Annotated in this window: 23 protein-coding genes and 1 tRNA gene; 1 reads left to right on the forward strand and 23 read right to left on the reverse strand. The window is 43.4% G+C overall.

All coding sequences use genetic code 11. The features are described from left to right. Positions 1-293: 293 nt before the first annotated feature. The 23 genes from ABVF55_RS09330 to ABVF55_RS09440 form a co-directional block, all read right to left on the reverse strand. Positions 294-746: a hypothetical protein gene (locus tag ABVF55_RS09330; RefSeq protein WP_445285273.1), complete on the reverse strand. Its 453-nt coding sequence runs from the start codon at positions 744-746 to the stop codon at positions 294-296. An 80-nt stretch (positions 747-826) separates the two neighbouring features. Beyond that, positions 827-912, reverse strand: a tRNA-Leu gene (locus tag ABVF55_RS09335). A gap of 124 nt (positions 913-1,036) precedes the next feature. Continuing rightward, positions 1,037-2,650 carry a CTP synthase gene (locus ABVF55_RS09340; protein WP_003004055.1) on the reverse strand — a complete coding sequence of 538 codons (1,614 nt, stop codon included), beginning with the start codon at positions 2,648-2,650 and terminating at the stop codon, positions 1,037-1,039. A gap of 173 nt (positions 2,651-2,823) precedes the next feature. Next, positions 2,824-3,519, reverse strand: coding sequence for a B3/B4 domain-containing protein (locus ABVF55_RS09345; protein ID WP_118095879.1), 696 nt, complete (start codon positions 3,517-3,519; stop codon positions 2,824-2,826). Between the two features lie 261 nt (positions 3,520-3,780). Further along, on the reverse strand, positions 3,781-4,365 hold the full coding sequence (gene rpoE, locus ABVF55_RS09350; protein WP_003010182.1) for a DNA-directed RNA polymerase subunit delta: 585 nt from the start codon (positions 4,363-4,365) through the stop codon (positions 3,781-3,783). A 226-nt stretch (positions 4,366-4,591) separates the two neighbouring features. After that, complete coding sequence (gene tig, locus ABVF55_RS09355; protein WP_003004508.1) at positions 4,592-5,875, reverse strand: trigger factor; 1,284 nt, start codon at positions 5,873-5,875, stop codon at positions 4,592-4,594. Between the two features lie 128 nt (positions 5,876-6,003). Continuing rightward, positions 6,004-6,567, reverse strand: coding sequence for a TIGR01440 family protein (locus tag ABVF55_RS09360; protein WP_445285274.1), 564 nt, complete (start codon positions 6,565-6,567; stop codon positions 6,004-6,006). A 3-nt stretch (positions 6,568-6,570) separates the two neighbouring features. Beyond that, positions 6,571-7,041, reverse strand: a complete 471-nt coding sequence (locus ABVF55_RS09365; protein ID WP_049491359.1) for an ECF transporter S component — start codon at positions 7,039-7,041, stop codon at positions 6,571-6,573. Further along, positions 7,031-7,792, reverse strand: coding sequence for a bifunctional hydroxymethylpyrimidine kinase/phosphomethylpyrimidine kinase (locus ABVF55_RS09370; protein WP_134974613.1), 762 nt, complete (start codon positions 7,790-7,792; stop codon positions 7,031-7,033). Before ABVF55_RS09370 ends, ABVF55_RS09365 begins: the two co-directional genes overlap by 11 nt. Next, positions 7,785-8,531: a tRNA pseudouridine(38-40) synthase TruA gene (gene truA, locus ABVF55_RS09375; RefSeq protein WP_003004657.1), complete on the reverse strand. Its 747-nt coding sequence runs from the start codon at positions 8,529-8,531 to the stop codon at positions 7,785-7,787. The genes ABVF55_RS09370 and truA overlap by 8 nt, the downstream gene beginning before the upstream one ends. Before the next feature lie 289 nt (positions 8,532-8,820). Beyond that, complete coding sequence (locus ABVF55_RS09380; RefSeq protein ID WP_150905335.1) at positions 8,821-12,357, reverse strand: family 20 glycosylhydrolase; 3,537 nt, start codon at positions 12,355-12,357, stop codon at positions 8,821-8,823. Positions 12,358-12,518: 161 nt separating this feature from the next. Then, positions 12,519-13,652, reverse strand: a complete 1,134-nt coding sequence (gene dnaJ / locus ABVF55_RS09385; protein WP_150905333.1) for a molecular chaperone DnaJ — start codon at positions 13,650-13,652, stop codon at positions 12,519-12,521. Positions 13,653-13,868: 216 nt separating this feature from the next. After that, the gene (locus ABVF55_RS09390; protein ID WP_150905329.1) at positions 13,869-14,501 is read right to left on the reverse strand and encodes a DJ-1/PfpI family protein; all 633 of its coding nucleotides are present in this window, start codon (positions 14,499-14,501) and stop codon (positions 13,869-13,871) included. Positions 14,502-14,715: 214 nt separating this feature from the next. Continuing rightward, positions 14,716-16,539 (reverse strand): molecular chaperone DnaK, encoded by a 1,824-nt coding sequence (dnaK, locus tag ABVF55_RS09395; protein WP_150905327.1) that lies wholly within the window; start codon positions 16,537-16,539, stop codon positions 14,716-14,718. Between the two features lie 367 nt (positions 16,540-16,906). Next, positions 16,907-17,431 carry a nucleotide exchange factor GrpE gene (gene grpE, locus ABVF55_RS09400; protein ID WP_301355021.1) on the reverse strand — a complete coding sequence of 175 codons (525 nt, stop codon included), beginning with the start codon at positions 17,429-17,431 and terminating at the stop codon, positions 16,907-16,909. A 24-nt stretch (positions 17,432-17,455) separates the two neighbouring features. Next, a complete protein-coding gene (gene hrcA, locus ABVF55_RS09405) occupies positions 17,456-18,490 on the reverse strand; it encodes a heat-inducible transcriptional repressor HrcA (RefSeq protein ID WP_150905325.1) in 1,035 nt (344 codons plus the stop codon). 168 nt (positions 18,491-18,658) lie between these two features. Further along, positions 18,659-19,432 (reverse strand): M15 family metallopeptidase, encoded by a 774-nt coding sequence (locus ABVF55_RS09410; RefSeq protein WP_037607303.1) that lies wholly within the window; start codon positions 19,430-19,432, stop codon positions 18,659-18,661. Then, the gene (locus ABVF55_RS09415; protein WP_223141348.1) at positions 19,422-20,123 is read right to left on the reverse strand and encodes a histidine phosphatase family protein; all 702 of its coding nucleotides are present in this window, start codon (positions 20,121-20,123) and stop codon (positions 19,422-19,424) included. The genes ABVF55_RS09410 and ABVF55_RS09415 overlap by 11 nt, the downstream gene beginning before the upstream one ends. A 123-nt stretch (positions 20,124-20,246) precedes the next feature. Next, positions 20,247-20,936, reverse strand: coding sequence for a histidine phosphatase family protein (locus tag ABVF55_RS09420; RefSeq protein ID WP_150905321.1), 690 nt, complete (start codon positions 20,934-20,936; stop codon positions 20,247-20,249). Positions 20,937-21,017: 81 nt separating this feature from the next. Continuing rightward, positions 21,018-22,355, reverse strand: coding sequence for a PFL family protein (locus ABVF55_RS09425; protein WP_150905319.1), 1,338 nt, complete (start codon positions 22,353-22,355; stop codon positions 21,018-21,020). Positions 22,356-22,373: 18 nt separating this feature from the next. After that, positions 22,374-22,640 (reverse strand): ACT domain-containing protein, encoded by a 267-nt coding sequence (locus ABVF55_RS09430; protein WP_003004214.1) that lies wholly within the window; start codon positions 22,638-22,640, stop codon positions 22,374-22,376. Positions 22,641-22,923: 283 nt separating this feature from the next. Next, on the reverse strand, positions 22,924-24,045 hold the full coding sequence (locus ABVF55_RS09435) for a VanZ family protein (protein WP_340281732.1): 1,122 nt from the start codon (positions 24,043-24,045) through the stop codon (positions 22,924-22,926). 144 nt (positions 24,046-24,189) lie between these two features. After that, the gene (locus ABVF55_RS09440) at positions 24,190-24,780 is read right to left on the reverse strand and encodes a rhomboid family intramembrane serine protease (protein WP_195189882.1); all 591 of its coding nucleotides are present in this window, start codon (positions 24,778-24,780) and stop codon (positions 24,190-24,192) included. A 317-nt stretch (positions 24,781-25,097) separates the two neighbouring features. On the opposite strand from ABVF55_RS09440, the gene ABVF55_RS09445 reads away from it, so the two are divergent. Beyond that, complete coding sequence (locus ABVF55_RS09445; RefSeq protein ID WP_049471982.1) at positions 25,098-25,301, forward strand: CsbD family protein; 204 nt, start codon at positions 25,098-25,100, stop codon at positions 25,299-25,301. Positions 25,302-26,150 lie beyond the last annotated feature (849 nt).

Genomic DNA, 26,150 nt, shown 5'->3' on the forward strand with positions numbered 1-26,150 from the left:
TTATTTTATCACTTTTTAGATGAAATTGCTAGTTTTTCCTGTGCCTTTAAGCGATTTCTTACGATAAATGAGGAGGAACCCTCTCTCTCCTAAGACTTTCATCCTAGCAAATAAGTAAAAGAAGCTGGGACAAAAGTCCTAGCCTCTCAATTATTTTTGGATTGTCGAGCAAGACGCAGTGGTTGAGTGGGCTCTAATACGCTGATTTCTTCAGCTTTTACAGCCCTACTCAACTGTGCGGAGGTGGGACGACGAAATCGAATTCTAACGAATTACCGATTTCTGTCCCACTCTCAATTCTCTTCTTTAAAATTTTTTAGTGAAAGGAGAAAGGAAATCCCGCAAATCATAAGGGATACCGCTGCAACCCATTGAGAATAGAAATAAGCAGCAAATAACTGACTGTCGGTAAACATTTTCCCAAGAAGTCCGTTTACCAATCCCTCAAGAAAGGGAATATTCTCACACACAGCAAGGATTGAGGCAAGAAAGAGAATACTGCCCGCTATCAGAAAAAGATAAAGAATCCATTTTTTGATTCTTTTTTCATCTCTGAGCAGATACTTAGAAGCAATCGCCACTAAAAAAATGAAAACATTCCATATGTTTAAGGCGATAAAATATCTAAAAGTATCCTTGTATGCACCTATCCCCATCGCTAAAATCAGGATAGGACCGAAAAAATTAATGGCACTTCCCAATAGTGCAAAAAGGCCATCGGCCAATACCAGATCCTTTTTCTTCATGTTCTCACCTCATCTCACACCTATTCTACCACAAAGAAATTTGAAAACAAAAAAAGATAGCCGAAGCTATCTTGATCCGATGCGGAGAGAGGGACTTGAACCCTCACGACCTAAAGCGGTCACAGGATCCTTAGTCCTGCGCGTCTGCCAATTCCGCCATCCCCGCGATTGAGTACCTTACTAGTATATCAATCTTCTACTTTCTTGTCAAGATTTTTTTCAAACTTTTTTCAGAGTTTGTCATTTTTTCACAAAAAGGGAGCAGGTCCTTCGACCTGCTCCCTTGATTTTTATTTGCTATCGTGGTTTTCAACTGCCGCTGTGATAAAGGCTGTGTAAAGTCCTTCTGGGCGGTTTGGACGGCTTGACAATTCTGGGTGGTATTGGCAAGCAACAAAGAATTTGTTTTCTGGGATTTCAACGATTTCGACCAAACGGTTGTCTGGTGAAACGCCTGAGAAGACAAATCCTGCTTCTTCGAACTGTTCACGGAAAGCATTGTTAAACTCATAACGGTGACGGTGGCGACGTTGTACCACTTCTTGATTGTCATAGGCAGCTGCTGCTTTTGATCCTCGTTTGAGTTTAGAAGGGTAAAGACCGAGACGGAGCGTTCCACCCATGTCTTCCACATCGATTTGGTCCCGCATGATATCGATAATTGGATACTTGGTTTCTGGATCCAATTCGGATGAATTAGCCCCTTCCAAACCTAAAACGTGACGGGCAAATTCGATACAGGTTAACTGCATACCCAAGCAGACACCCAACATTGGGACGTCTTGTTCACGCGCATACTTGATGGCTTGAATTTTGCCTTCTGTTCCCCGTTGACCAAAACCACCTGGGACGATGATCCCATCCGCATCTCCAAGGAGTTCTGCCACATTCTCAGCTGTCACATCATTGGCATTGACCCAATTAATCTTGACTTCTGCATCATTGGCGTACCCTGAGTGCTTCAAGGCCTCAACGACAGAAATGTAGGCATCTTGCAATTCTACGTATTTCCCAACCAAGGAAATCTTGACCTGCTTCTTGAGGTTCATGACCTTGTCGACCATCGCAGACCATTCTGTCATATCTGCTGCAGGAACATCCAATTTCAAATGGTCACAAACGATTTGGTCCATATTTTGTGCTTGCAAGTTCAATGGGATTTGGTACAAATGTTCCACATCCAGTGACTCGATGACAGCTTCTGGTGCGACATCACAGAATTGAGCCAACTTGTTCTTAATTCCTTGACCCGCTGGTTTTTCTGTACGGATGACCAACATATTTGGTTGAATCCCAAGACCACGCAATTCTTTCACAGAGTGTTGCGTCGGCTTGGTTTTCATTTCTCCCGCAGCCTTCAAGTAAGGAAGAAGGGTGGTGTGGATGTACATAACGTTTTCAGCACCAACATCTGCCTTCATTTGACGAAGAGCTTCAAGGAACGGAAGGGATTCAATGTCTCCAACTGTTCCCCCGACTTCTGTGATGATGACATCTGAATCCGTCGTCGTCGCTGCTCGTTTGATCTTTTCTTTCAAGGCATCTGTAATATGAGGAATCACCTGTACAGTCGCGCCCAAGTATTCTCCGCGACGTTCCTTACGAAGGACTTCGCTATAAATTTTCCCTGTCGTCACATTTGAGTACTTATTCAGATTGATATCAATGAAGCGTTCATAGTGACCAAGGTCCAAGTCTGTCTCTGCGCCATCATCTGTGACAAATACTTCCCCGTGTTGGTAAGGGCTCATCGTCCCTGGGTCAATATTGATATAAGGGTCAAATTTTTGGATGGTCACTTTCAATCCACGATTTTTGAGCAAGCGACCAAGACTTGCTGCGACAATCCCTTTCCCGATGGATGATACGACACCACCCGTGACAAAAATATATTTTGTTGACATGTGCTTTCCTCTTCTTCTAATGTTGTAGAGGCCATTCCTCTTTGCAGAAAAAACAAAAATAGCTCCCTAATCCTTAGGGAGCTCCGACCTCAAAATGAGGTGCCCGAACAATATCTTACCGCAAATGGTCTACTTTGTCAAATTGAAAATTTCATGAAAATTATTTTCTCTGTTTACACGACCTTTTCCACTCCATTTTGTGTGACGAGAAATTTCTCAAATTGAAGCTGAGGCATGCAAAGAGCAAGGTCCTTGTGGATTCTTTCTAGCGCTTCTAAACGCATCTCGACTGACGTCTCGGTATTTCCTTGGATGACAAAGAGGGCGTTTTGCGTAGTCTCCTCAAATTTGTAATGGTCACTATCGCGTACATCCAACCAAGCCAGAACTCCTTTTTGATCCCGGTAGACAGGATCTGTCGGTGCGACATGTTTTTCACTAGAAAGGATAGGGAGAAAGAGATCGTCTCTTTGACTCAGTGTAAATTCAATCGGTCCCTCAATCTTATCTAGGTCATGTCCTCCGATCGCGAGAAAAGACTTCAGCGATTCGACATTATAGATATCGATGATGCTATTGATCTGAGGAAGAGCTCCTCGATGCTGGATGTTTCGGATAAGAGCTAGGACTGTTGGTGGATTTTTCTTGATGCTACGCCCTACTTTTTGCAAAAGGTCTGTATACCCTTTAATGACAGGAGATGCCACTACTTCTTCTGTCTGACACTGGAGCGCCCATTGTTCAAGCTCTTTCTTCTTTTCAAGAAAAGAAGGGAGCAAAACTGCTTGAGGATCCACATTTCTAGCAATTCCGACCACAACTGTATCAATACCAAGAGCTACTAAACTTTGATCTAAACGAAAGTCCATCTGGAACACCTCCTATTGGGAAACCTTACACGTTTATCATACGACATTTCATCACTTTTTTCAATGCAAACAAAAAGAGAGTGGGACAGAAATCGGTAATTCGTTAGAATTTGATTTCGTCGTCCCACCTCCGCACAGTTGAGTAGGGCTGTAAAAGCTGATAGAATCAGCGTAGTAGAGCCCACTCAACCACTGCGTCTTGCTCGACAATCCAAAAATAATTGAGAGGCTAGGACTTTTGTCCCAGCCTCTTCTTATGTTTTATTCTTCTTCCTCGTCTTCAGAATCCTCTTCTTCGTCGTCTTCTTCGCTTAATTCAACTTCCTCACCCAAATCATCCGGTACGATTTCATTTATTTCAGCATCGTAAGCTTCGACTTCACTCTTTTCATCGTCTGGATTTTCTTCATCATATGAAAGAGCTGGATCTGCTTCGTAAACTTCTTCGTCTTCTGGATCGTCGTCGTTGTAGTCGATCGCATCTTCGTCTCCATCCATGAAGGCATTGACACGTTTTTTCTTCCGTTTCTTAGGAGTTTCATCTTCGTCTGTTTCTTCAAGAGCGATGATTTCTTCGTCAACTTCATCGATGGCATACCATGAACGAAGACCCCATTTGTTATCTCCAAGTGGGATAAAGCTTCCATCTACATTCAATTCTGTGTAGAACAATGGAAGAGCTTCACGGATCTCGCTGTTTGATTTTTCAAGGTAATTTTGAATTTCATTTACAAGATCGCTAAAGTACATTTCATGGTCACGTCCGCGTAATTCTAAAATCGCACGCGCCACTTCAATCATAGAAAGTTCACTTTTTTCTTGTCCAGCAAATACTTCTAATTCCAAGGGTAAATCTCCTTATGTTTCATTTCCTAAATGGAGAAGGATCCGGTCTTAAACCTCATCCTATCCTCAATGATAGATTGAAAACTTCTCGTCACTAAATCTATCACGCATTTTATCGTTACACTCTATTGTACGATAAATTTCCCCTTTCGTCAAAGGAAAATTCCAGGATTCTCCATGAAATCATAAAAAAGAAGAGCCTCACGGCTCTTCTTTTTTATCTCAATTATTTTACTTTTGCTGTGCTTGTGATCACGTTCACTGCTTTCTTCACTGTGATGTCATGTTTCAACATTTCTGGTGAAAGAAGGTTGCGAACTTGTTCAACTGGCATGTTGTAATCTGCTGCCAATTGTTCGATTTCAGCGTTGATTTCTTCTTCAGTTGCTTCGAAGCCTTCTGCTTTCGCTACTGCTTCAACCACAAGGTTTGTCTTCGTACGGCTTTCAGCTTCTGCTTCATATTGTTTGTGAAGATCTTCTTGAGTTGTTCCAGTGATTTGGAAGTACATTTCAGGTGAGATACCTTGACGTTGCATGTTTCCAAGGAACTCGTTGATTGAACGGTGTACTTCTTCGTGGATCATTTCTTCTGGAAGGTCAACGATTTCAGCATTTTCAACTGCAAGATCGATTGCTGCTGCTTCTACTGCATCATTGTATGCTTCTTCTTTAGCTGCTGCCAATTCTTTGCGGTATTTTTCTTTCAATTCGTCAAGAGTTTCAACTTCTTCGTCGATGTCTTTTGCCAATTCATCGTCAAGAGCTGGTACTTCTTTTGCTTTTACTTCGTGGATAGTTGTCACGAATTTCGCTTCTTTACCTGCAAGGTCAGCTGCTTGGTAGTCTTCTGGGAAGGTTACGATCACATCAACTGTTTCACCAGCAGAGTGTCCAACCAATTGGTCTTCGAAACCTGGGATGAATTGTCCTGAACCAAGTCCAAGTGAGAAGTTGTCACCTTTACCACCGTCGAATTCAACACCGTCGATAGAACCTACGAAGTCGATCACAACTGTGTCACCTTCTGCTGCAGCACCTTCTTTAACAACCAATTCAGCCAAGTTGTTGCGTTCGCGTTCGATACGAGCATCCACATCAGCGTCTGTTACTTCTTTAGAAACTTCTACTGATACTTCAAGGTCTTTGTAAGCACCCAATTTAACTTCAGGTTTTGTGACAACAGCTGCTGTCAATGTCCAGTCTTGACCTTTTTCCATAGATACAACATCGAAAGTTGGTTGTGCTACAACTTCGATTCCAGCTTCTTTAACAGCTGCTTCATATGCTGCTGGAAGAAGATCGTTCAAAGCATCTTGGTAAAGTGCTTCTTCACCAAAACGTTGGTTGAAGATTGGACGTGGAATATGACCTTTACGGAATCCAGGTACGTTCAAAGTTTTCTTAACTGACTCAAACACACGGTCCAAAGCAGGTTTGATTTGCTCTTGGCTGATTGTGAAAGTCAATACACCGTGGTTAGTTTCTTTGTTTTCAAATGATACAGACATTCTGTCTCTCCTTAAAATAATATAGTCATTCCTTATAATTTTACCACAAAACTTTGAAATTGCAAGTTTTAAAACGTTTTTGCCTCTCTTTTCATCCAAAAAAACTAGCCCTTTAAAGCTAGTTCTGATTATGATTTTCGGATGGGATCATCGAGGTAGAGAGCACGGGCACCGCCGATCAATTTTGGCCGACTGGCGAGGGCTGTGACATGGGCTCCACCTAGTTCACGCAAGATAGGGCGAATTGGAACTTGCACGTGTTTGACGTGCATCCCCACCGAGGTATCTCCGATGTCTAACCCCGCTTGAGCTGTGATAAATTCTACTTCAACAGGATCCTTGAAATACTTGAAAGCAGCGAGTTGTCCAGCTCCCCCTGCATGGAGACTTGGAAGGACATTGACGATTTCTAACTCCTTCTTGTCTGCCAATTCCCGCTCGACCACCAAGGCGCGATTGAGGTGCTCACATCCTTGTACCGCTAGATAAATCCCTCTTGGATTCAACTCATCTAGCAAGGCCTGGACAATAGCTTCAGCAATGTCGATGTTCGAAGCCTTTCCAATTTGCCCTCCTGCAACTTCACTTGAAGACATCCCGAGAACTAGAATCTGTCCCTGATGGAGACGGCTTTTTGCCAAAACATCTACCAGGATTTCTTTTGTATCCTTCTTCAGTTGCTCCAAATCCATGAATTAGTTTCCTTTCTTTTGGAAGGCATAATAGACCACATAGCCTAAAGCCATTCCGACAAAATTCTGAGCAAGGTTATTTGGAATGTCCGAGATAGCAGCTCCCCATCCATTGCCTAAAAGGAGGGCAGAAGCTAGTGCGTAACCGCCTACCATGACGACTGTCGCAAGAAGCAAGCCTAAGTAACGGGCTTTTCCCTTGAAGCCAGCGAAATAGCCTTGCCCCCCGTGAAAGAGGAGACTAAAGAACATCCACTGAGGATAGCCTGAAATGAGGTCGAGTAGAAAAGCTCCGACACCACCTACAATCGCACCTTCCTTGCGTCCAAAATAGAAGGCTGTAAAATACACTCCAAGATCTAACAGGGTGACAATCCCTGTGGGAGTTGGGAGTTTGGTATAGTAGCCAAGTACAACTGTCAAGGCTGTCAAAATGGAAAGGCGGGCAATGAGTTGAGTTCGATTAGATGTCATATTGTACTACTCCATACTGGTCTGAATGTTGAATCGCTTGGAAGACAAAGTCTTTAGAAGCTTTGACAGCTTCAAGCGGTGATTTTCCTTTCACCAACTGGCTGGAAATGCTAGACGCAAAGGTACAACCAGCTCCTGTATTGTTCTTTTCTAAGACTGGCTCTTCAATGACGGTGAAGTCTGTCCCATCATAAAAGACATCGATGGCCTTTTCTTTATTGAGACGATTGCCTCCTTTGACCACGACATTCGCTGCTCCTAATTCGTGGAGCTTGCGCGCTGCCTCCTTCATATCGTCGAGCGATTGAATCTTGCTTTGGGTCAAGATCTCAGCTTCTGGTAAGTTTGGCGTGATGATGGTCACATAAGGGAAGAACTTAATCAATTCGTCTCGAAGAGCTGAAACTTCTACATCATGACTTTCCTTGCAGACCAAGACAGGATCTAGTACCACAGGAATCTCCGCATGGGCTTTGACATAGTCCAAAGCCAAGTCTGCCACTTCAACATTTGGCAAAAGACCGAGTTTAATAGCAGAAAAAGGAACATCTTTGAGGGAGTTGAGCTGTTGAGCAAAGGTCGTCGAATCCACCGGAATCACTTCAAAACCGTGCTCCGTCATAGCGGTCAAACAAGTCACCGCTACAAAACCATGCTGTTTGTTAGTCGTATAAGTTGCAAGGTCTGCGTGAAGACCTCCCCCACTAAAAATATCATTTCCTGAAATAGCTAGAATCAATTCATTACTCATAACGGATCTCCTTTAAATATAAGCCATTTGGCGCTGCTGTAGGACCTGCAAGATTGCGGTCCTTCTTTTCCAAAATCAGATCGATCTGCTCGATCGGCATCCGATCATTTCCAATCTTCAACAAAGTTCCCACCATATTACGGATTTGCTTGTAGAGAAAGCCATTGCCCGAAAAGGTAAAGACAAGGCGATGATGTTCTGCATCCTCAACCAAGCGAGCCTCTGTAATCGTACGAACCTTATCTTCCACGCTGGTTCCTGAAGCTGTGAAACCGGTGAAATCATGGGTTCCCTCCAACTTTTGGATGGCTGCTTGCATCTTTTCCACATCCAAAGGATAAGGATAGTGGGTGGCATAGTGGCGCATCATGGGGTTCTTGGGACGACCATAATCCACGATAAATTCATAGGTCTTGCTGTGCTTCTTGTAGCGTGAGTGAAAGTCATCTTCTACTTGCTCCACTCGGATGAAATCAATATCCTCTGGGGTTTGGGTATCGAGGGCAAAGCGAAGCTTCTCCTCGTCCCGCGCTTGGGGGAGATCAAAATGAATCACCTGGCCAAGAGCATGGACACCGGAATCCGTTCGCCCCGCTCCATGAACGGTAACAGGGGTTCCTTGATTGAGGCGCGTCAAGGTCTTCTCGATTTCCTCTTGCACACTACGGGCATGCGGTTGGCGTTGAAACCCTGCAAACAAGGTCCCGTCATATGAAATGGTTGCTTTGTATCGTGTCATGGTTTTATTTTAGCAGGATATAGAAGGGGTTACAAGAGTGAAAAATTCAAACTGTCCGGGTACAGTTTTGCAAGTACAAAAAGAGGCTGGGACAAAAGTCCTAGCCTCTCAATTATTTTTGGATTGTCGAGCAAGACGCAGTGGTTGAGTGGGCTCTACTACGCTGATTTCATCAGCTTTTACAGCCCTACTCAACTGTGCGGAGGTGGGACGACGAAATCGAATTCTAACGAATTACCGATTTCTGTCCCACTCTCCCAACTTCGACCTGTTACAAATCTACTAGGTCTTATTCTCTTTTTTTATTTTTCAAGTCCATTCCTGTTGCTCCCAAGATCGCTCCTAGTAAAGCGAGTCCAAGTGCAGATTCCACTCCTGTTTCTGGAAGTTGCTTGTTAGAAGATACTGCTTCTGAACGAACCTCTTTTTCCACAGCTGCTGGAATTGGTGTTGGGGTATTTTCTGGTGCTACAGGTTGAGCCTTCGAGATCACTTGAGGTGTTGACTGATCTGGAACCCCTTTGTTCACAAGCACGTCTGACTTCACTGGTGCTTCTACGGAAGGGCTTGCTGGAGTCACAACCTCTTTGGTACCGACTTCAATAATTTCTGCAACCGGCTCTGTTGCAACTTCTGTAGCGATCACTTTTCGACTTTGATCAAGTGCCGAAACCTCTACATACTCAAGACCTTGCCCTTTAACCCCAGCCTGGATCACTCTGCGTTCTCCTTTAGCGAGATCTGGATTGGTCCGTTCCACAAGGTCAAAATCAAGTTCTTTCTCCACGATTTCAAGACTTGGTTTGTCTTCCACTAGGGCTTTGACGTCATTTTCAGCCAAGCTACCTACTTGCGTGATTGGCTTGAGCCCCGCAAGGGCTTGGGTCAGAGCAGCCACTTCTTGATCCACCTGATCTTGATGAGCACGGCTCACATTCCAATTCAAGCTATCTAAGACTTTCGCAAGTGCTGCGCGAGATTCTGGTGTGTAAATAGCTAGATCTGTTGGCACCGTAGCAACTGCTTTTCTAAGAGCAGTGAAGTCTGCCTTGAAATAGTCCTTGTTATGGTTGGCAAAAGCTTCCATAACCTGGAAGACTTCTTCTTCCTTGTATTCATTGGCCGGCTCATCAGCCCAAATTCCCAACATACTTCCGGTTGTCGGTAATTTGACATCAGGGTACTTGGTTGAAGCTAACTGTTCAAATGGAACAGTTTCTGTATTTTGGATAGCTTTTTCGAGCGGATAACTTTGATCACCTTTGTGGCCCAAAACATAATACCAGTCTCCGTTGGTGTTAAGGAATTTGTAGCCCTTGTCTGCTAGGTACTGCGGTGATGCGAGGTTATAGCCCCACCATCCTTTAGACCAGTATGAAATCAAGACGTCCTTGTCAAAAGCAACATCATCTTCATCTCCATAATAGAATCCATCGTTAAAGGCCATTGGCTGCAAGCCTTTTTCACGCGCCATCGCTGCAAGACTATTGGAATACTCCGCAAACTTACCATAGAGGTCATACCACTTGAGGTAGTACCAACCTTGCGCACTGGTAGCATCATTGGCATATTCATCTGTTCCGTAGTTAAAGATCTTAGACTTGTCTTTGAAGTAATCCATGTACTTGCCAATTAAGGCTTTGGTAAAGTTGACTGCTGCTTCATTGGTCAAATCCATGGTTGTTTTTGAAACCGTATCAAAGCTGGCTTGTGAATTTTCAATGCCCAATTTTTCCATGGCAACCAACAAAGCATCCATGTGGCCAGGACTATTGACTGCCGCAATCAAGCCGATTCCTTTAGCAGTCGCATAAGCATGGAGTTCATCCATTTCTGCTTGAGTCAAGGCTTGACCATTTGGATCATCGTAATAGGCCTTGGTGCCTTCTAAAATGGCTTTTTTTACATCATCACTGGCATAGGTTTTGCCATTGGCTTCCACCGTCATGTCATCGAGGACAAAGCGCATGCCATCGTTTCCAACAAGGAGGTGCAAGTCAGAATAGCCAAGCTCACTGGCCTTATCTACGATCCGTTTCAACTGATCCAGCGAGAAGTATTTGCGACCTGCATCGATCGAGATGACCTTCTTCATAGCAAGTTTTTCTGCCACTTCTTTTGCTGCAACTTCTTTCGCGTAGCTTTCCGTATACACCAAAGCATCTTGAGCTGCTTTGAGATGGTCGATCAAGGTTTTGGCCTCTGCTCGAGTGGTGTTTGCTCCTGCCCCTTCTAAAGCTTTTTTAGCTGCCGTAAAGGCTACTAGAGATTCCTTTGTATAGTGGTCCAAATCAGTTGGAGCTTCCGAAAGAGCTTTTTCAACGACTTCAGGATCTGCTACAAAGTAGTCCGCATTCTTGTCCGCGAAGGCATGCATGAGCTTAAAGAGAAGGTCTTTTTTGTAGGTTGCAGATGGCGTATCTGCCCAGGCAGCTACCATCCCACCGATGAAGGGCACCTTAGCCCCATCATTTTTTTGAACCACATCAATCGCTGACTTGGAAATTCCTTCGAGACCTTGATCAAGGTTGTACCAACCAGATCCAGCCTTGTCCCGTCCAAGCACATAATACCATGCATCATTGGTATTAAGAATCTGATGACCTAGTTCAGACAAGAGTTTTGAAGATGCGACATCATAGCCGTTCCAGCCACCTGTCCAGTAGGAGACAATGATATCCTTGTCAAAAGTACCATAGGAAGTATCGCCATTGTAGTAGATTCCATCATTGAAGGCCATTGGTTTCATCTTGTGTTTTTTCACAATAGCTGCTAGATCATTAGCATATTGGATGAATTTTTCATAGCCTTTTTCTGGATAGCCTTCACCTGGCCAATGCTTGCTAGCTTGGAGAACCTGCCAACCATGGGCATCTGTGGCATCGTTGGCATATTCATCCAAACCAATATTGAAAATATCAGCCTTGCCGCTGAAATAAGCTGCATACTTGTCTACCAAGGCTTTGGTAAAGTCTAAGGCTTTTTGGTTGTCCAAATCAACTGTCCGAGCTGATTTTTTAGTGCCAAAGTAATTAAAGTGAGGGTTTTCGATGCCCAATTGTTCCATGGCCTTCAGAATCGCATCCATGTGACCTGGACTATTAATGGTTGGGATGACGCCTACTTTCTTCGATTTGGCGTAGGCTAAAATATCATCCATTTGAGCCTGGGTCAAGGCTGTCCCGTTCGGATCATCGTAATAAGCTTTGGTCCCTTTTTCAACCGCATCCGTCACGGCTTGGCTAGAATAAGAAGTATCTCCCACTTTCAAAGACATATCATCCAGCACAAAGCGCAAGCCGTCATTTCCAACTAGAAGATGCAAGTCTGTATAGCCCGTTTTACTTGCTTCATCAATGATTTCCTTGATTTGGTCTGGTGAGAAGTACTTGCGACCGGCATCGATAGAAACAATCTTTTTCTTGGCTAATTTTTCTTCTTGGTCAGGATCTTTAGCAGGCGTTTCCGTCGCTGCTGTCGCTGGTTGAGCTACCACATCCGACGCTGCGACCGAGCTTGCTTCTTCGCGAATCAAACGGTCAAGATCTGATACCCGCAGTTCACGATCAGGCAGTGTCGGTTGACTTTGATCGACGATTGGGGCAGGAGCCGTTGGTTTTTCTACTGTTGGCTGAGAAGCTTCCTCATTAAGAGAAATCGTTGACTCACCTTCGCTTGGCTGAGTTGGAACTGTCGTTGAAGGACTGTCTGTAACGCTCGGCGTATCTGCCGCTACAACCTGAGCACCAGCAAAAAATCCTATGAGCACCGAAGCAGCTCCTACTGCATACTTGCGAATCGCATAACGTGGTTGATGTGATTTCATCAGGACCTCCTAAATTGTCTTTGTAATCGTTTTCTTAAATTTACCACGATATCTTAATAAATTCAATGAAGGTTCTCATTATTCTTTAATTAGGAGAGGAAGTTCTTGGATTCGATCCAAAATAAAACGAGCTCCTTACTCAAAAGGAAACTCGTTCATTCTTATAAATCATCTAAAGCATCTTTGACCTTGTCAAAGAACCCTTTTTTCTTTGGGTTGACCTTCAAATCACTTGCTTCCGCAAAGGCTTGAAGGGCTTCTTTTTGCTTGTCATTTAAACCAGTTGGGGTGACGACATTGACAGATACATATTGATCCCCCATAGCACCACCACGCAAGCTTGGAGCCCCTTTTCCACGGAGGCGGAATTTCTTACCGGTTTGGGTTCCTTCAGGAATGACCAAATCGACATCTCCGTGAACAGTTGGCACATGGACCGTATCTCCAAGAGCTGCTTGAACAAAGTTCAAGTCTAACTTGTAGTAGATGGTTGAGCCATCTCGTTCGAAACGATCGCTCGGCTCAACATTGACAACAACATACAAGTCCCCGTATGGTCCACCGTTAAAGCCAGCTTCTCCTTGACCAGCTAAGCGGATTTGTTGACCCGTTTCAACTCCGGCAGGAATCTTGACGTTCACGCTATGAGCTTGTTTTTCATGACCTGTTCCACGACAAGTCGTACATGGATCCTTGATTTCTTGACCACGACCATGACAGACATCACAGGTCACTTGACGTCGCATCATCCCAAGAGGGGTTTGCGTATCCACATTGATGACTCCAGAACCATGACAGCGTCCACAGGTCACCGGACTAGTCCCTGGCTTAGCCCCAGAACCATGACAGGTATGACAGCTAGCTTCCCGATGGTACTTGACTTCTTTTTCCGCACCAAAAATTGCTTCTTCAAACTTGAGATTGACGCGGTATTGGAGGTCATCCCCTTGACGAGGTGCATTTGGATTACGACTTGCACCGCCACCAAAGAAGCTAGAGAAGATATCTTCAAAGCCACCAAAACCAGCACCATCAAAGCCACCAAAACCACCTGCTCCGCCATCGAAGCCACCATTGGCACCCGCAGCACCATATTGGTCATAAGCAGCCCGTTTTTGCTCGTCACTCAAAGTCTCATAAGCTTCTTGAACTTCCTTATACTTTTCCTCAGCACCAGGCTCCTTGTTGATATCTGGGTGATATTTTTTAGATAATTTCCGATAGGCTTTCTTGATCTCATCTTGAGATGCATTCTTTGAAACGCCCAAACGGTCATAAAATTCAGTATTGTTCATACAAGATACTAAGAGCGAACAGAAAGCGACTGAAATTTAGGAAACCGACAAGAAATCCTGATTTCTTAGGCGGTTTATCTAATTTCCAAGCTTTCCGCTCGAGTTCAATTCCCCGAACGCTCTTTGTTCCTTTCTTTCATATTGAGTAAGAATTTCTGGAACCCGTGTTCAGTTACGAACACTCTTTGTTCCTTTCTATAATTTTCATGTACATCTTTAGAGGCTGTTTTCTATACTTTGCTTCACTTGATCAAACTCTTGGTCTGATAGAGTAAATATCAAATCCTCTTCTGAGTAGTCGTTTCGTTCTTTAAAATAGTTGTCCGTATTCTCTGCCAAGCCTAAACTTAGAATCACTTTCCTTGCAAACTCTTGATGGGCAAAACCGATAGCCGTAATGATCTGTTTATCTTGCACAACCACTTTCGGTTGGAAATTCTCACGTGGAAGAAATTCAAAATAATCAAAGAAGTTTTGCCAAATTCCACCTGTAAATTTCGTATCGTTCAGCAAACCTGCTTTCGCTAATAAAAGAGGCGCTGAAGAAATGGCTGCAATGAGGATATCTTGCTCACCAAGGTCCCTCAAAAACGAAATCAATTTCTCATCCTGTAGAGCAGGCCCTATATTGACCATTCCTGGCAAAATCACACAAGAATACTCTTCTATACAGATTTGATCTAGTGTTTTGGTCGGTTGACAGAGCAAGCCATCCTCAGAGACCACCATCGAATGATCTGAAGCGACATAATCAATCGTGACATCAAAAGACAGAGCTAAAGTACTTGTTAAAGCGGTTATCTCATAAAGAGAAAAATTAGGATAAATGATACAAAGTACTTTTTTCATAGGCAACATCCTCTATTTTACCGAAAAACAGAGGCTGGGTTGCAACCTCTGGATTTCTTCTTATACTTACTAGTTTAAGTTTTAAAAATCAAACTAGTAATGCTGAATTGAGCACGCCCTAACCTCTTGGTGAAAAAGATAAATCTTTCTAGAAACTAAAGTTTCTGCGTCAGATTTCCTATTTTCACTGTGAGGTTTTAACGGGCTTTGCATCTTATTTTTCTGTAAACTCTCCGTCTACGACATCATCGCCTGCATTTCCTGATGCTTGTGCGCCTTCTGCTCCTGCTTGGGCTTGTTGCGCTGCTGCAGCTTGTTCGTAGAGTTTAACAGCCAATGCTTGCGCTTTTTCGTTCAAGGCTTCAAGTTTTGCTTTCATTTCTTCAAGGTTACCTGATTCTTGAGCTTTCTTAAGATCATCAAGTCCTGCTTGAGCTGCGTCACGTTCTGCATCAAAGCCTTTGCCTTCAGTTTCTTTGATTGTCTTTTCAGTCGCAAAGATAGCTTGGTCTACTTCGTTACGAAGGTCAACTTCTTCTTTACGTTTCTTATCTGCTTCAGCGTTTGCTTCTGCATCTTTCATCATGCGATCGATTTCTTCGTCTGTCAAACCTGAGTTTGATTGGATAACAATTGTTTGTTCTTTTTGAGTTCCAAGATCTTTCGCCTTAACAGATACGATACCGTTCTTATCGATGTCAAATGTAACTTCGATTTGCGGGATACCACGAGGTGCAGCTGGGATATCAGTCAATTGGAAGCGTCCAAGAGTCTTGTTATCTGCTGCCATTGGGCGTTCCCCTTGAAGAACGTGGATATCAACGGCTGGTTGGTTATCTGCTGCAGTTGAGAAGACTTGTGATTTAGATGTTGGAATCGTAGTGTTGCGATCGATGAGTTTTGTAAATACTCCACCCATTGTTTCGATACCAAGTGACAATGGTGTTACGTCAAGAAGGACAACGTCTTTCACATCACCAGTGATCACACCACCTTGGATCGCAGCACCCATGGCAACTACTTCGTCAGGGTTCACTGATTTGTTTGGTTCTTTACCAGTTTCAGCTTTAACAGCTTCTACAACGGCAGGAATACGAGTTGAACCACCGACAAGGATGACTTCGTCGATATCTGACAAGCTCAAACCTGCATCTGAAAGGGCTTGGCGAACTGGAGTTTTCGTACGTTCTACAAGGTCACGAGTCAAATCGTCGAATTTCGCACGAGTCAAGGTCATTTCCAAGTGAAGAGGTCCAGCAGCGCCTGCAGTGATGAATGGCAAGCTGATTTGAGTTGAAGTCACACCAGAAAGGTCTTTCTTCGCTTTTTCAGCTGCGTCTTTCAAACGTTGAAGCGCCATCTTGTCTGTTGACAAGTCGATACCATTTTCTTTCTTAAATTCTTCAACCAAGTAGTCGATGATTTTTTGGTCAAAGTCGTCACCACCAAGTTTGTTATCCCCTGCAGTTGCCAATACGTCAAAGACACCATCACCCAATTCAAGGATAGATACGTCGAATGTACCACCACCAAGGTCGAATACCAAGATTTTTTCTTCTTTATCAGTCTTATCCAAACCATAAGCAAGGGCTGCTGCAGTTGGTTCGTTGACAATACGTTCTACTTCAAGGCCAGCGATTTTACCAGCGTCTTTAGTTGCTTGACGTTGAGCATCGTTGAAGTAAGCTGGAACTGTGATAACTGCTTTGGTTACTTTTTCACCAAGATAATCTTCAGCGTAACCTTTCAAGTATTGAAGAATCATAGCTGAGATTTCTTGTGGAGTGTATTCTTTGCCGTTAGCAGAAACTTTTTCAGAAGTTCCCATCTTAGATTTGATAGAGATCACTGTATCTGGGTTTGTGACTGCTTGACGTTTTGCAGCGTCACCAACGATGATTTCACCATTTTTGAATGACACAACAGATGGAGTCGTGCGGTTTCCTTCTGGGTTTGCGATGATTTTTGATTCAGTTCCTTCAAGAACTGCCACTGCTGAGTTTGTTGTACCTAAGTCAATACCGATAATTTTAGACATATGTTTTTCTCCTTAAGTTTTATCTTCTTTTTTTCTTTTTGATACTCTTCTTAAGTGGCGACGCCGTCAGAGCTTGACTTCGTCAATCTCTTTGACTAAACTTTGAGCCTAATGTCTCAAAGTTTGCGAAGATAGCGCCACGGCGAAGAGTATCGCCTTTGGTTCGCTTCGCTCACTATTGGTAAAGCTGAACCATTGTTTATCTTTCTTTCATAGTTTAGTGTCGTTTCGGACAAGGTTTCTATTATGTTACGACACGAGGAGTCGAAATCGATATTATTTCGACGACGAGTTAGTAAGGAGGCTAGGCAAACGCCATAGCGATTGCCGTTTTCTGACGAGTTGCTTTAGCTACCGTCAGAATTGCCTAGTTATAAACCACTACCATGGCTGGGCGTAGGATGCGGTCATGGAGTTTGTAGCCTTTTTGGAAGACTTGTGCGATGGTGTCTGCTGGATGTTCGTCATCTGCAGGCAAGGTTTGGATGGCCATGTGGTAGTTATGGTCAAAGGCTCCGTCCGCTGGAATTTCTTCAATTCCTTCTTCTTTCAGAGCATGTACCAAACTTTCTTGGACCATTTCTAAGCCCTTCTTCACATCATCTGTCAATCCTTCTACGGCAAGGGCACGTTCGAGGTTGTCCAGTGATGGTAAGATCGCTTTTGCCAAATCTTGGCTACGGTATTTTTGTAATTGTTGACGTTCTTCATTAGCACGGCGCTGAATATTTTGCATTTCTGCATGAGCACGAAGGTATTTGTTTTCAAATTCTTCGGCACGCGCTTGTGCTTCTTCTAACTCAGAAGGTTGGTTGCTTTCCTCTACAACTTCTTCAGTTGTTTGGGCAACTTCCTCTTCTTTCACGTCTTCTTTTTTGATATCTTCTGTCAAGGCATACACCCCTTTCATTTGGTCTTAATTTACTTCATAATGGTTGCTATTGAGGTAACGGTAGTAATCCGTCAACTTCATGACCAGTACTCGGCCGATAACATTGACCAGGCTTATCACACGCCTGTAGTCCATCTCTACGGGACCGATCACATGCATGAGGGCCATCCCACGATAAGGAACTAAGAACTTGTGACTAATCACTGTCACATTTTTCAAGGCCTTCTCTTGGGATTCCGCAACCAGGATCTGGGTCATTTGGTCTTCTGGCATTCCCCCTCGCAACTCCAAGGCCACATGTTGGGGATTGTCTAAGAACTGATAGGTCTGAAGATCGGCGTAGGTTAATGATGAAACCTTTCCTTCTACAAAGACCAGTTCTTGAAACAGTTGCGAGAAGACGTAATCAAAGAGATCCAGCACATTGTCTGTCGTCTTGAAATAGCGCTGTACAATCTGTGGAATCTCCGTCCGCAAGCGGTAGTGGATATCCAAAACTGTATTTCCAATGAAGCGTTCTTGAACCAGCTGATGGAAGATTTCCAAGTCACTGGTTAAGAAATTCTTTGGAATGGCAAACTGGACGGTGACAGGCTTTGATTCATCCAAGGTCAGAACTGCTAAGGCATCGTGATTGGATAATGGAACAATTTCAAAACCAGTCAAGCGCTGACGTGTCGGTTCAACATCCTGAATCACTGCGGTGTAACCCGTCATCTGGGCTAGTAACTTGGCCGTAGCATCCAAGATATCGTCTAACTTAAAGGCTTCGAAATCAAAGGCTTTCACCACCTGGTAGACATCTTGCTCATCAATCAGCTCTAGATCAAGCGAGTTCTGAACAAAATATTGGAAACCAGCTCGGCTAGGCAGCCGTCCACTCGAAGTGTGGGCTTTTTCTAGTAAGCCTTGCTTTTCGAGAGCAGCCATGTCATTTCGAATGGTCGCACTACTGGATTGAATGACATCTTGTAGCGCTTTTGAACCGACTGGTTCGTGGGTCTTGGTAAAGATATCGACAACAAGATTGAGAATCTCATTTTGACGTTCTGTAACCATGACCTCACCTCTCTTTCATTTTTTAGCACTCTAAACACTCAAGTGCTAAACCATGATTCTATTATACACCCATCCAAAAGAAAGTCAAGAGAAAAATCCAAAAAATTAGCACTCTTTTTTCAAGAGTGCTAAAAATCATTCTTAAGACCTAGAGAAGTAAATCTCCTCTTATTTGCCAGCTTTTTTCAATAGCTGAATATATTCTTCCAATACTAGCTGATGCTTGGCCATATACTGAGCATTTTCTACGCCAACATAACGGAAATGCCAATTCTCAAAATTCACACCCGTGATGTTGCTCTTCCCATCTGGGTAGCGAAGCACAAAGCCATATTGCGGTGCGATGGCAGCCAGCTGCATGCCCAACTCATCACTTTGGCCAGCTTCGACACTCATATCAATGGCAAGTCCTGTCTGGTGTTCACTCGCACCAGGGACCTGTACCTGGGTCTGCACCTGCTTTTCAGCTTCTTCGTGCGAAAGGCCGCTAGCCTCTAGTTGCGCAACACGCTCATTATAGAGCTCTGTTTGCTCGGCCACACTTCGATAGCCTGATATCAAGGTTTCTTCTGGGGCAATTTTTCGAGCCGCTTCTAAAAATTGACGAGTTGGTTCTACAATCCGACTATCCACTTTGATAGCATCCACATCTGTCAATTGTGGGTTCAACTCAGGCTTCACATTATCACGATTGACCAAGATCAACTGCCAGTCTTTTGTCGAAACGGCTGGTAAATCTGATTTTTCTTTCTTTTTCTTAGAAGAAGAGGGAGTCGTTACAGCTGTTTTTTTAGCCTTCCAAAACTGAAGCCCTGAAAACAAGCTTGGCTTCGCTAAGTAAGCACCAATTCCCGATCCAAGGACCACAAGAAGAAAGAAACTCAATAGGTAAGGCCACCATTTCTTACGTTTTTTTCGTGCGCGTCTATACTTATTCGTCATGACCATCCTCTAGGAGTTTTGCTCCAACCTTACGATAAGATAGATCCCCAATCTTTTCAATATGAAAGGCGCTATCTTCATAAGACAAAACCGTTACGCTTCCGTTGTCCAAGACTAATTCTTCGACCGCTTTTGGATCGATGAGATAAATCAAGGTCGTAATCGTCATGCCATGGCTAACCACAATAGCATTACCACCGCCAGCTGCTTCGACCTCTTTTGCGATAGCTTCAAATCCTTCTAGGATCCGGCCACTCAAGGTTCCCCAGGATTCAGCCCAACCAGTGGTATCCACTTCGACGATTCCTTCTGCTAACTCCATTAGGCTCAACTGATGGAAATCATCGACCTTAAAGACACGAGGTAAGACCCCCATAAAGAGATCACCATCATAAGCACCGTCAAAACTACCAAAACACCACTCGCGGATCCGTTTGTCATAACGATAAGGGATTTTTCCTGTCAGACCAAGTTCTTGAAGAATAATTCCCATAGTTTGAATGGTGCGTCCAGAATCACTCGAAACAGCCTCTTCAAAAGAAAGCCCAGCTTCCTTGAGACCAAGTCCTAATTCTCGAATTCCACGCTCTCCTGCTTCTGTCAGCGGAGTGTCTGACCAGCCCTGTGCCCGCCCAATGGTATTAAACATGGTTTTTCCATGACGAGCAATATATAATCTGGTTTTTGTCATTGTATTACCTCCGTATGTATCTCTTTCATTATATCATTTTTTGCAAAAAGAAAGTAGGAAAGCTCTTACAAGTTTTGTGAAAAAGAAAAGGCCATGACCAAAGGGTCAGCCTTTCATTATGGACTAGGATTCTTGCATGCTTTCACCGACCTCACGGTAACTGCTATCTCCAACTTCCTTAACCGTCAATTTTCCATCTTCATATTCTACAAGGGTAGCACTACCGTTTGAAAGAGGCAGATTGAGATTTGGTTTTCCTTCGATCAAGCAAACCAAGGTCTGAATGGTCCAACTATGGCTGACCACCAAGGCATTGCCTCCACCATTTTCTTCTACTTCTTTGGCAATAGCTTCAAAACCTTCTAGAATTCGGCTTTTCAAAACTTCCCAAGGTTCAGCCCAATTCGCTGTGTCCACTTGGCAAATGCCATTGGCCAAGTCTTCCAAGGTCAAAGTCTTATAGTCTTCTACATCCAGCACGCGCGGCACGACACCGTGAAAGAGTTCCCCACCGTAGGCCCCATCAAAGCTACCAAAACACCACTCGCGGATCCGTTTGTCAAAGCGATAAGGAATCTGGTCTTTCAAGCCCAATTCATCAAGAATGATCCCCATTGTCTGAATGGCACGGCCTGAATCACTGGAATAAGCTCGAGTAAACTCCAAACCGGACTCACGCAAGCCGATTCCTAGAGCTTGAATCCCTCGTTCTCCTTCTGCTGTCAAGGGTGTATCGGACCAGCCTTGAGCACGGCCAATGGTATTAAACATGGTTCTCCCATGACGAATCACAAATAATCTTGTTTTAGCCATCTTGTCTCCTTTTGCAAGAAAAAAGTCTGGAGTTTTATCATCACAGACTTTTCTATTTTCTACTATTATACTAGATTTCTCTTAGTTTTTAAAGCTATGAACCGGAGCTGGAATTTGACCACCACGGGCAATGAAATCAGCTGACGAAGCCTTGTTGACCTTCATTACCGGAGCAGACCCAAGAAGTCCTCCAAGCTCTAACATATCGCCTTCCTTGCCATAAGGAATGATGCGAACCGCTGTTGTCTTTTGGTTGATTACCCCGATAGCAGCTTCATCTGCGATCATGGCCGCAATGGTCGTAGCTGGAGTATCAGCTGGGATGGCAATCATATCCAGACCGACGGAACAGATAGCCGTCATGGCTTCCAATTTTTCCAGGTTGATATGACCCGATTGAACCGCTGCAATCATCCCTTCATCTTCTGAGACCGGAATGAAGGCACCTGACAACCCACCGACTTGGTTACAAGCCATGATACCACCTTTTTTCACTTGGTCATTGAGCAGAGCTAGCGCTGCTGTAGTTCCATGGGTTCCTACTACTTCAAGCCCCATGGCTTCAAGGACACGGGCAACCGAATCCCCAACAGCTGGTGTTGGCGCGAGAGACAAGTCTACAATTCCAAACTCAACACCGAGACGTTCACTAGCCATTTGACCCACTAATTGCCCAACACGGGTAATCTTGAAAGCTGTCTTCTTGACTGTTTCAGCCAATACATCAAAGCTTGCTCCCGGAACTTTTTCAATCGCCCGTTGGACGACACCAGGTCCTGAAACCCCAACGTTGATGACAACATCCGCTTCACCGACACCGTGGAAGGCACCCGCCATAAAAGGATTATCTTCTACTGCATTGGCAAAAACTACGAGCTTACCAGGCCCCATTGGATCTGCTTGGGATGCTTCTTTAATGATACGGCCCATGTCTCGGACAGCGGTCATATTGATCCCCGTCTTGGTCGATCCAATATTGACTGAAGAGCAGACAAAATCTGTCTCCGCAAGGGCACGAGGAATCGAATTAATGAGGATTTCATCCCCTTTTTGGTAGCCTTTTTGAACAAGGGCTGAGAAGCCACCGATAAAGTTAACCCCAACTTCCTTCGCTGCACGATCCAGCGCCTTAGCAAAGGGTACATAGTCTGTCGCATTGGTTGCTGCACCGATAATGGAAATCGGAGTGACCGAAACCCTTTTATTGACGATAGGGATCCCAAGTTCTGCCGCAATCTCGTCCCCCACAGCCACCAAATCTTTGGCCTTTGTCACAATCTTATTGTAGACTTTTTCCGCTGCCTTTTCGATATCCGGATCAATACAATCTAGAAGCGAGATCCCCATGGTGATGGTCCGAACATCGAAGTTCTGCTCCTCAATCATGGCAATGGTTTCTGTTACCTGTCTAATGTCCATAAATTCTCAACCCCTATCTTACAAATTGTGCATAGCATCAAAAATCGCTGCGCTTTGGATATTGATTTTCACATGCAGAGACTGACCGAATTCTTCCAACTCTGAACGAAGCTGTGTGAAATCTTTTTTCTCATCTGACGATACGACCGCCATCATGGTAAAGTATTCATCCAATACAGTTTGAGAGATATCATCGATATTGAGTCCTAATTCTGCTACTTTCGTTGCAACACCCGCTACGATTCCTTTTTGGTCTTTACCAACGACTGTAATAATTGCTTTCATTTCACTGCTCCATTCTATCTATTTGCTTCCATTGTAGCACAATCCCCTTAAAATCGCCCTTCTCAACTGGGAACGTTCGTATATTTTTATGTGTATAAAAAAATAAAGAGGCTGGGACAAAAGTCCTAGCCTCTCAATTGTTTTTGGATTGTCGAGCAAGACGCAGTGGTTGAGTGGGCTCTACTACGCTGATTTCATCAGCTTTTACAGCCCTACTCAACTGTGCGGAGGTGAGACGACGAAATCAAATTCTAACGAATTACCGATTTCTGTCCCACTCTCTCTATTTTGATGATTCAGTTTCATCCTTTAAGAGCTCTTTCTTCACGCGCACCGTACTCTCATACTCAGCCCCAGCTAGACGGTCAAAGGGAAAGCGACGATTGAGTAAGACGATGGCAAGAGTGAGAATCAGGTACAATAAAAGCATAAAGAAGAGCAATAAAATCATGGACAGGGTTAAGAGGGAATTGTCCGTCAAGTCGCTATTCAAGAGCGAAATCAAATAGAACAACCCTTGAGGAATCAGATAGAAATAACCTACTACCAGGATTCCCCGCCAGATGGTGCGAAGCCATTTTTGCTTGTCAAAATGCAAGCGGAATTTCAATAAAGCCATTCCCAAGGTTTTGCCCCGCCACAAAGGAATCAAACCAAAATAAACAGCCAAAATCGCTACATAAGGAATCGTCTCTAAACGCTCGATTACCGCGTAAAGCAAGGATAGCATTACAAAGTCGATCAAGAAGGCAAGACCCATCCGAAAACCAGATACTTTCGTTCCTACTCGGAAAGAATGCTCGTCAATTTCGTCTCGTGTCGGCAATAACCAAACCAGGAACCAACCGAGCAGATAACCCACTCCACCACCGGTAGTATTTTGAATAATATCATCAACATCTGCCAGGCGGTAAGGACCCGGATACATAAAGTAGAGACCTGATAACTGGGTCAGTTCCAAAAAGAGACTAAAGAGAGCTGCCAGAAGGATCGTTTTCTTAAAACCACACTTGAAATAATAGCGCAGATACATCCCAAAAGGAATCAACATCAGGACATTAAAGGCAGGCACATAAAAAGTTGGATGCTTAAGAGCTTGAATCCAAGTACCAGTCTGCGCTAAATCAAAGGGGCTCTCCTTGAAAAAATCCACCACAAAAGCAAAGGGATGGAGATTGACCATTTCCGAGTAGCTAGTATGAATCTTACTTGGATCCGGCAGAGGCAAGATCACCAAGAGATAGACCGTCATCAAGTAAAGCATAAAAGAATAGAAAATCAGCACCCGCAATTTATTGACCGAACCATATTTTCGATAATTCAAAATCATGTAGGGCAAGGTCAGCAAAAATGCCAGGAAAGGAAAGAGCTGAACAGCCGTTTTAATAGTAGAGATATACCCCATTGTGTCTCCTTTTTACCGTTATAAAATCACCCTTTGTACAATGACAAAAGGTGATTTCTTCATTGATATAGAATATTATACGGCCTGGTAAAGGAAGAGTCAAGGAAGTACGATGAAAACCTTACTGAGGAGCCGTCTTAATAGTTAGCTTCTCCCCTCCAAGACTTTACTTCCGATAAAAACCAATAGATAACTCACAACCCCTGAAAGATGCAATAGCGTTGAGATCCATCCGGTGATTGCTGGTAAGAGCATGAGGCCAGATAGAAAAATTAAGAATAGATAAAACCATTTTACGGTGAGTGAAAATTCTTTCCACATCTTTGGCAGGAGCAGGACTCCTCCGGTCACAAAGGCGTATCCTACAGCAGAGATCCCTGTTGCCTGAATGTCTTGCCCCTGGGTTAAGAGGTGAAAAACGATGGAAGAGAGGACTGTCGCCGTCACAAAAACGATCAAGACTTGTCTAGAGCCTATTTTTCTTTCTAGCAGTCCTCCGAAGGGAAGGAGCATGAGTCCATTTAACAACAAATGGACCCATAAAAACCAGATAGGGGCTCCTTTACTACCGTGCATCAGGGTCCCACTAACATATTGCCAACCATACACCGGCTTTGAATGAAAAGCCAATAGGTCATACATAGCATCCCCATAAAAGGAAGTCAATAGACCGAGCGATAAACAGATTAGAGCTAAAGTACTGATAACAGGGTAGGTTGTAAGGATTCTTTTCATATTTATCTTCTCTTTTTCAAAAAACAGCGTTACGATGTCTCCATTCACTACCATTATACCATGTAATTCAATGGAGACAGAAAAGTTTTTTGCTTCTTTCGTTTCAAATCTTTGCTGGAAAAACGAAATATCGTGACCTATTAGTCGATCATTATTCGTGACCGGAAAGCGATCTTGTTTTTTAGCCGTAGCAAAAATTTGACTTTCTATTTTAAAAAGAATATACTCATTCTAATCTGAGACAAATATTTTTTATTTTTTTAAATCAACAGTATTGTATTCAGAGAAAAAACTACTAACTTCATGGAGGTGACGCTATGTCATTAGAAGAAAAATTGAACCAAGCAAAAGGTTCTGTTAAAGAAGGCCTTGGTAAATTAACCGGCGATACAAAAACAGAAGCTGAAGGCACTGCTGAAAAAGTTGCTTCAAAAGCAAAAGAAGTTGCTGAAGATGCAAAGGAAGCTGTTGAAGGAGCTATCAAGGGCGTTAAAAATATCTTTCATAAAGACGACAAATAGTCTTTAACATCCTAGACCTACTCTATTTTCTACAGTCACATTTGACTGTGAAAGATAGGGTGGTTTTTTATTTTCCATTTATCTTAGGTATAGAAAAAACACCCCGAAGGGTGCTCTTTGTAAGTATAGTAATTCTTTCGAATTAACATTTTGAGTGCAGTGGTTGCCATCCAATCAAACATCGCTACGCTTGTTTTCTTGGGGCAACTATGCATAGCATATCTCTATGCGACTAAAGTCGCTAGAGCTATCCTAATTGCGCACCGCCAGTTCTCATACAAAAAACACCTTGCAAGATGCAAAGTGTTTTCGTTTGTATTCTACTTTCCAGCAACGAATTAACTTTTAGAGAACTGGCTAGCTTTACGAGCTTTCTTAAGACCTGGTTTGGAAAGTATGGATTTCAGTTGGACTAAAAACAGCGTAATATCAAGGATTTTCAGAACGATATCTACTTTTTAATTTCATAAAATATGAATCAATAAATTATAAATAGGGGAATAGTTTAGGTCTGTAAGCATTAAAATAATACACCTAACTTTGGTCACCGTTTTCTAGTTATTCACTCTTTTTTCAGATAGTGTTTTTAAAGTTATGATGTAAAATGCCGCAATTAAAACACTATACATCATAATCGGAGGATAGAGAATTAAGGATAGAATCAATCCCACTCCTTTAATTATTAGGTCAGGTATCAATAACTTTCTATATTGTGCGGTAGCTTCAAGTAATTCTTTCTGATCTATATTGGGTTTATCAATTACTTTATGTAAAAACCAGTTTGCTACCGTTGAAACAATAACGATCAGTCCATAAAAGAGCTGTGCCCTATGCTACTAACTATTCCAG

This window comes from Streptococcus sp. KHUD_012, assembly GCF_052588255.1.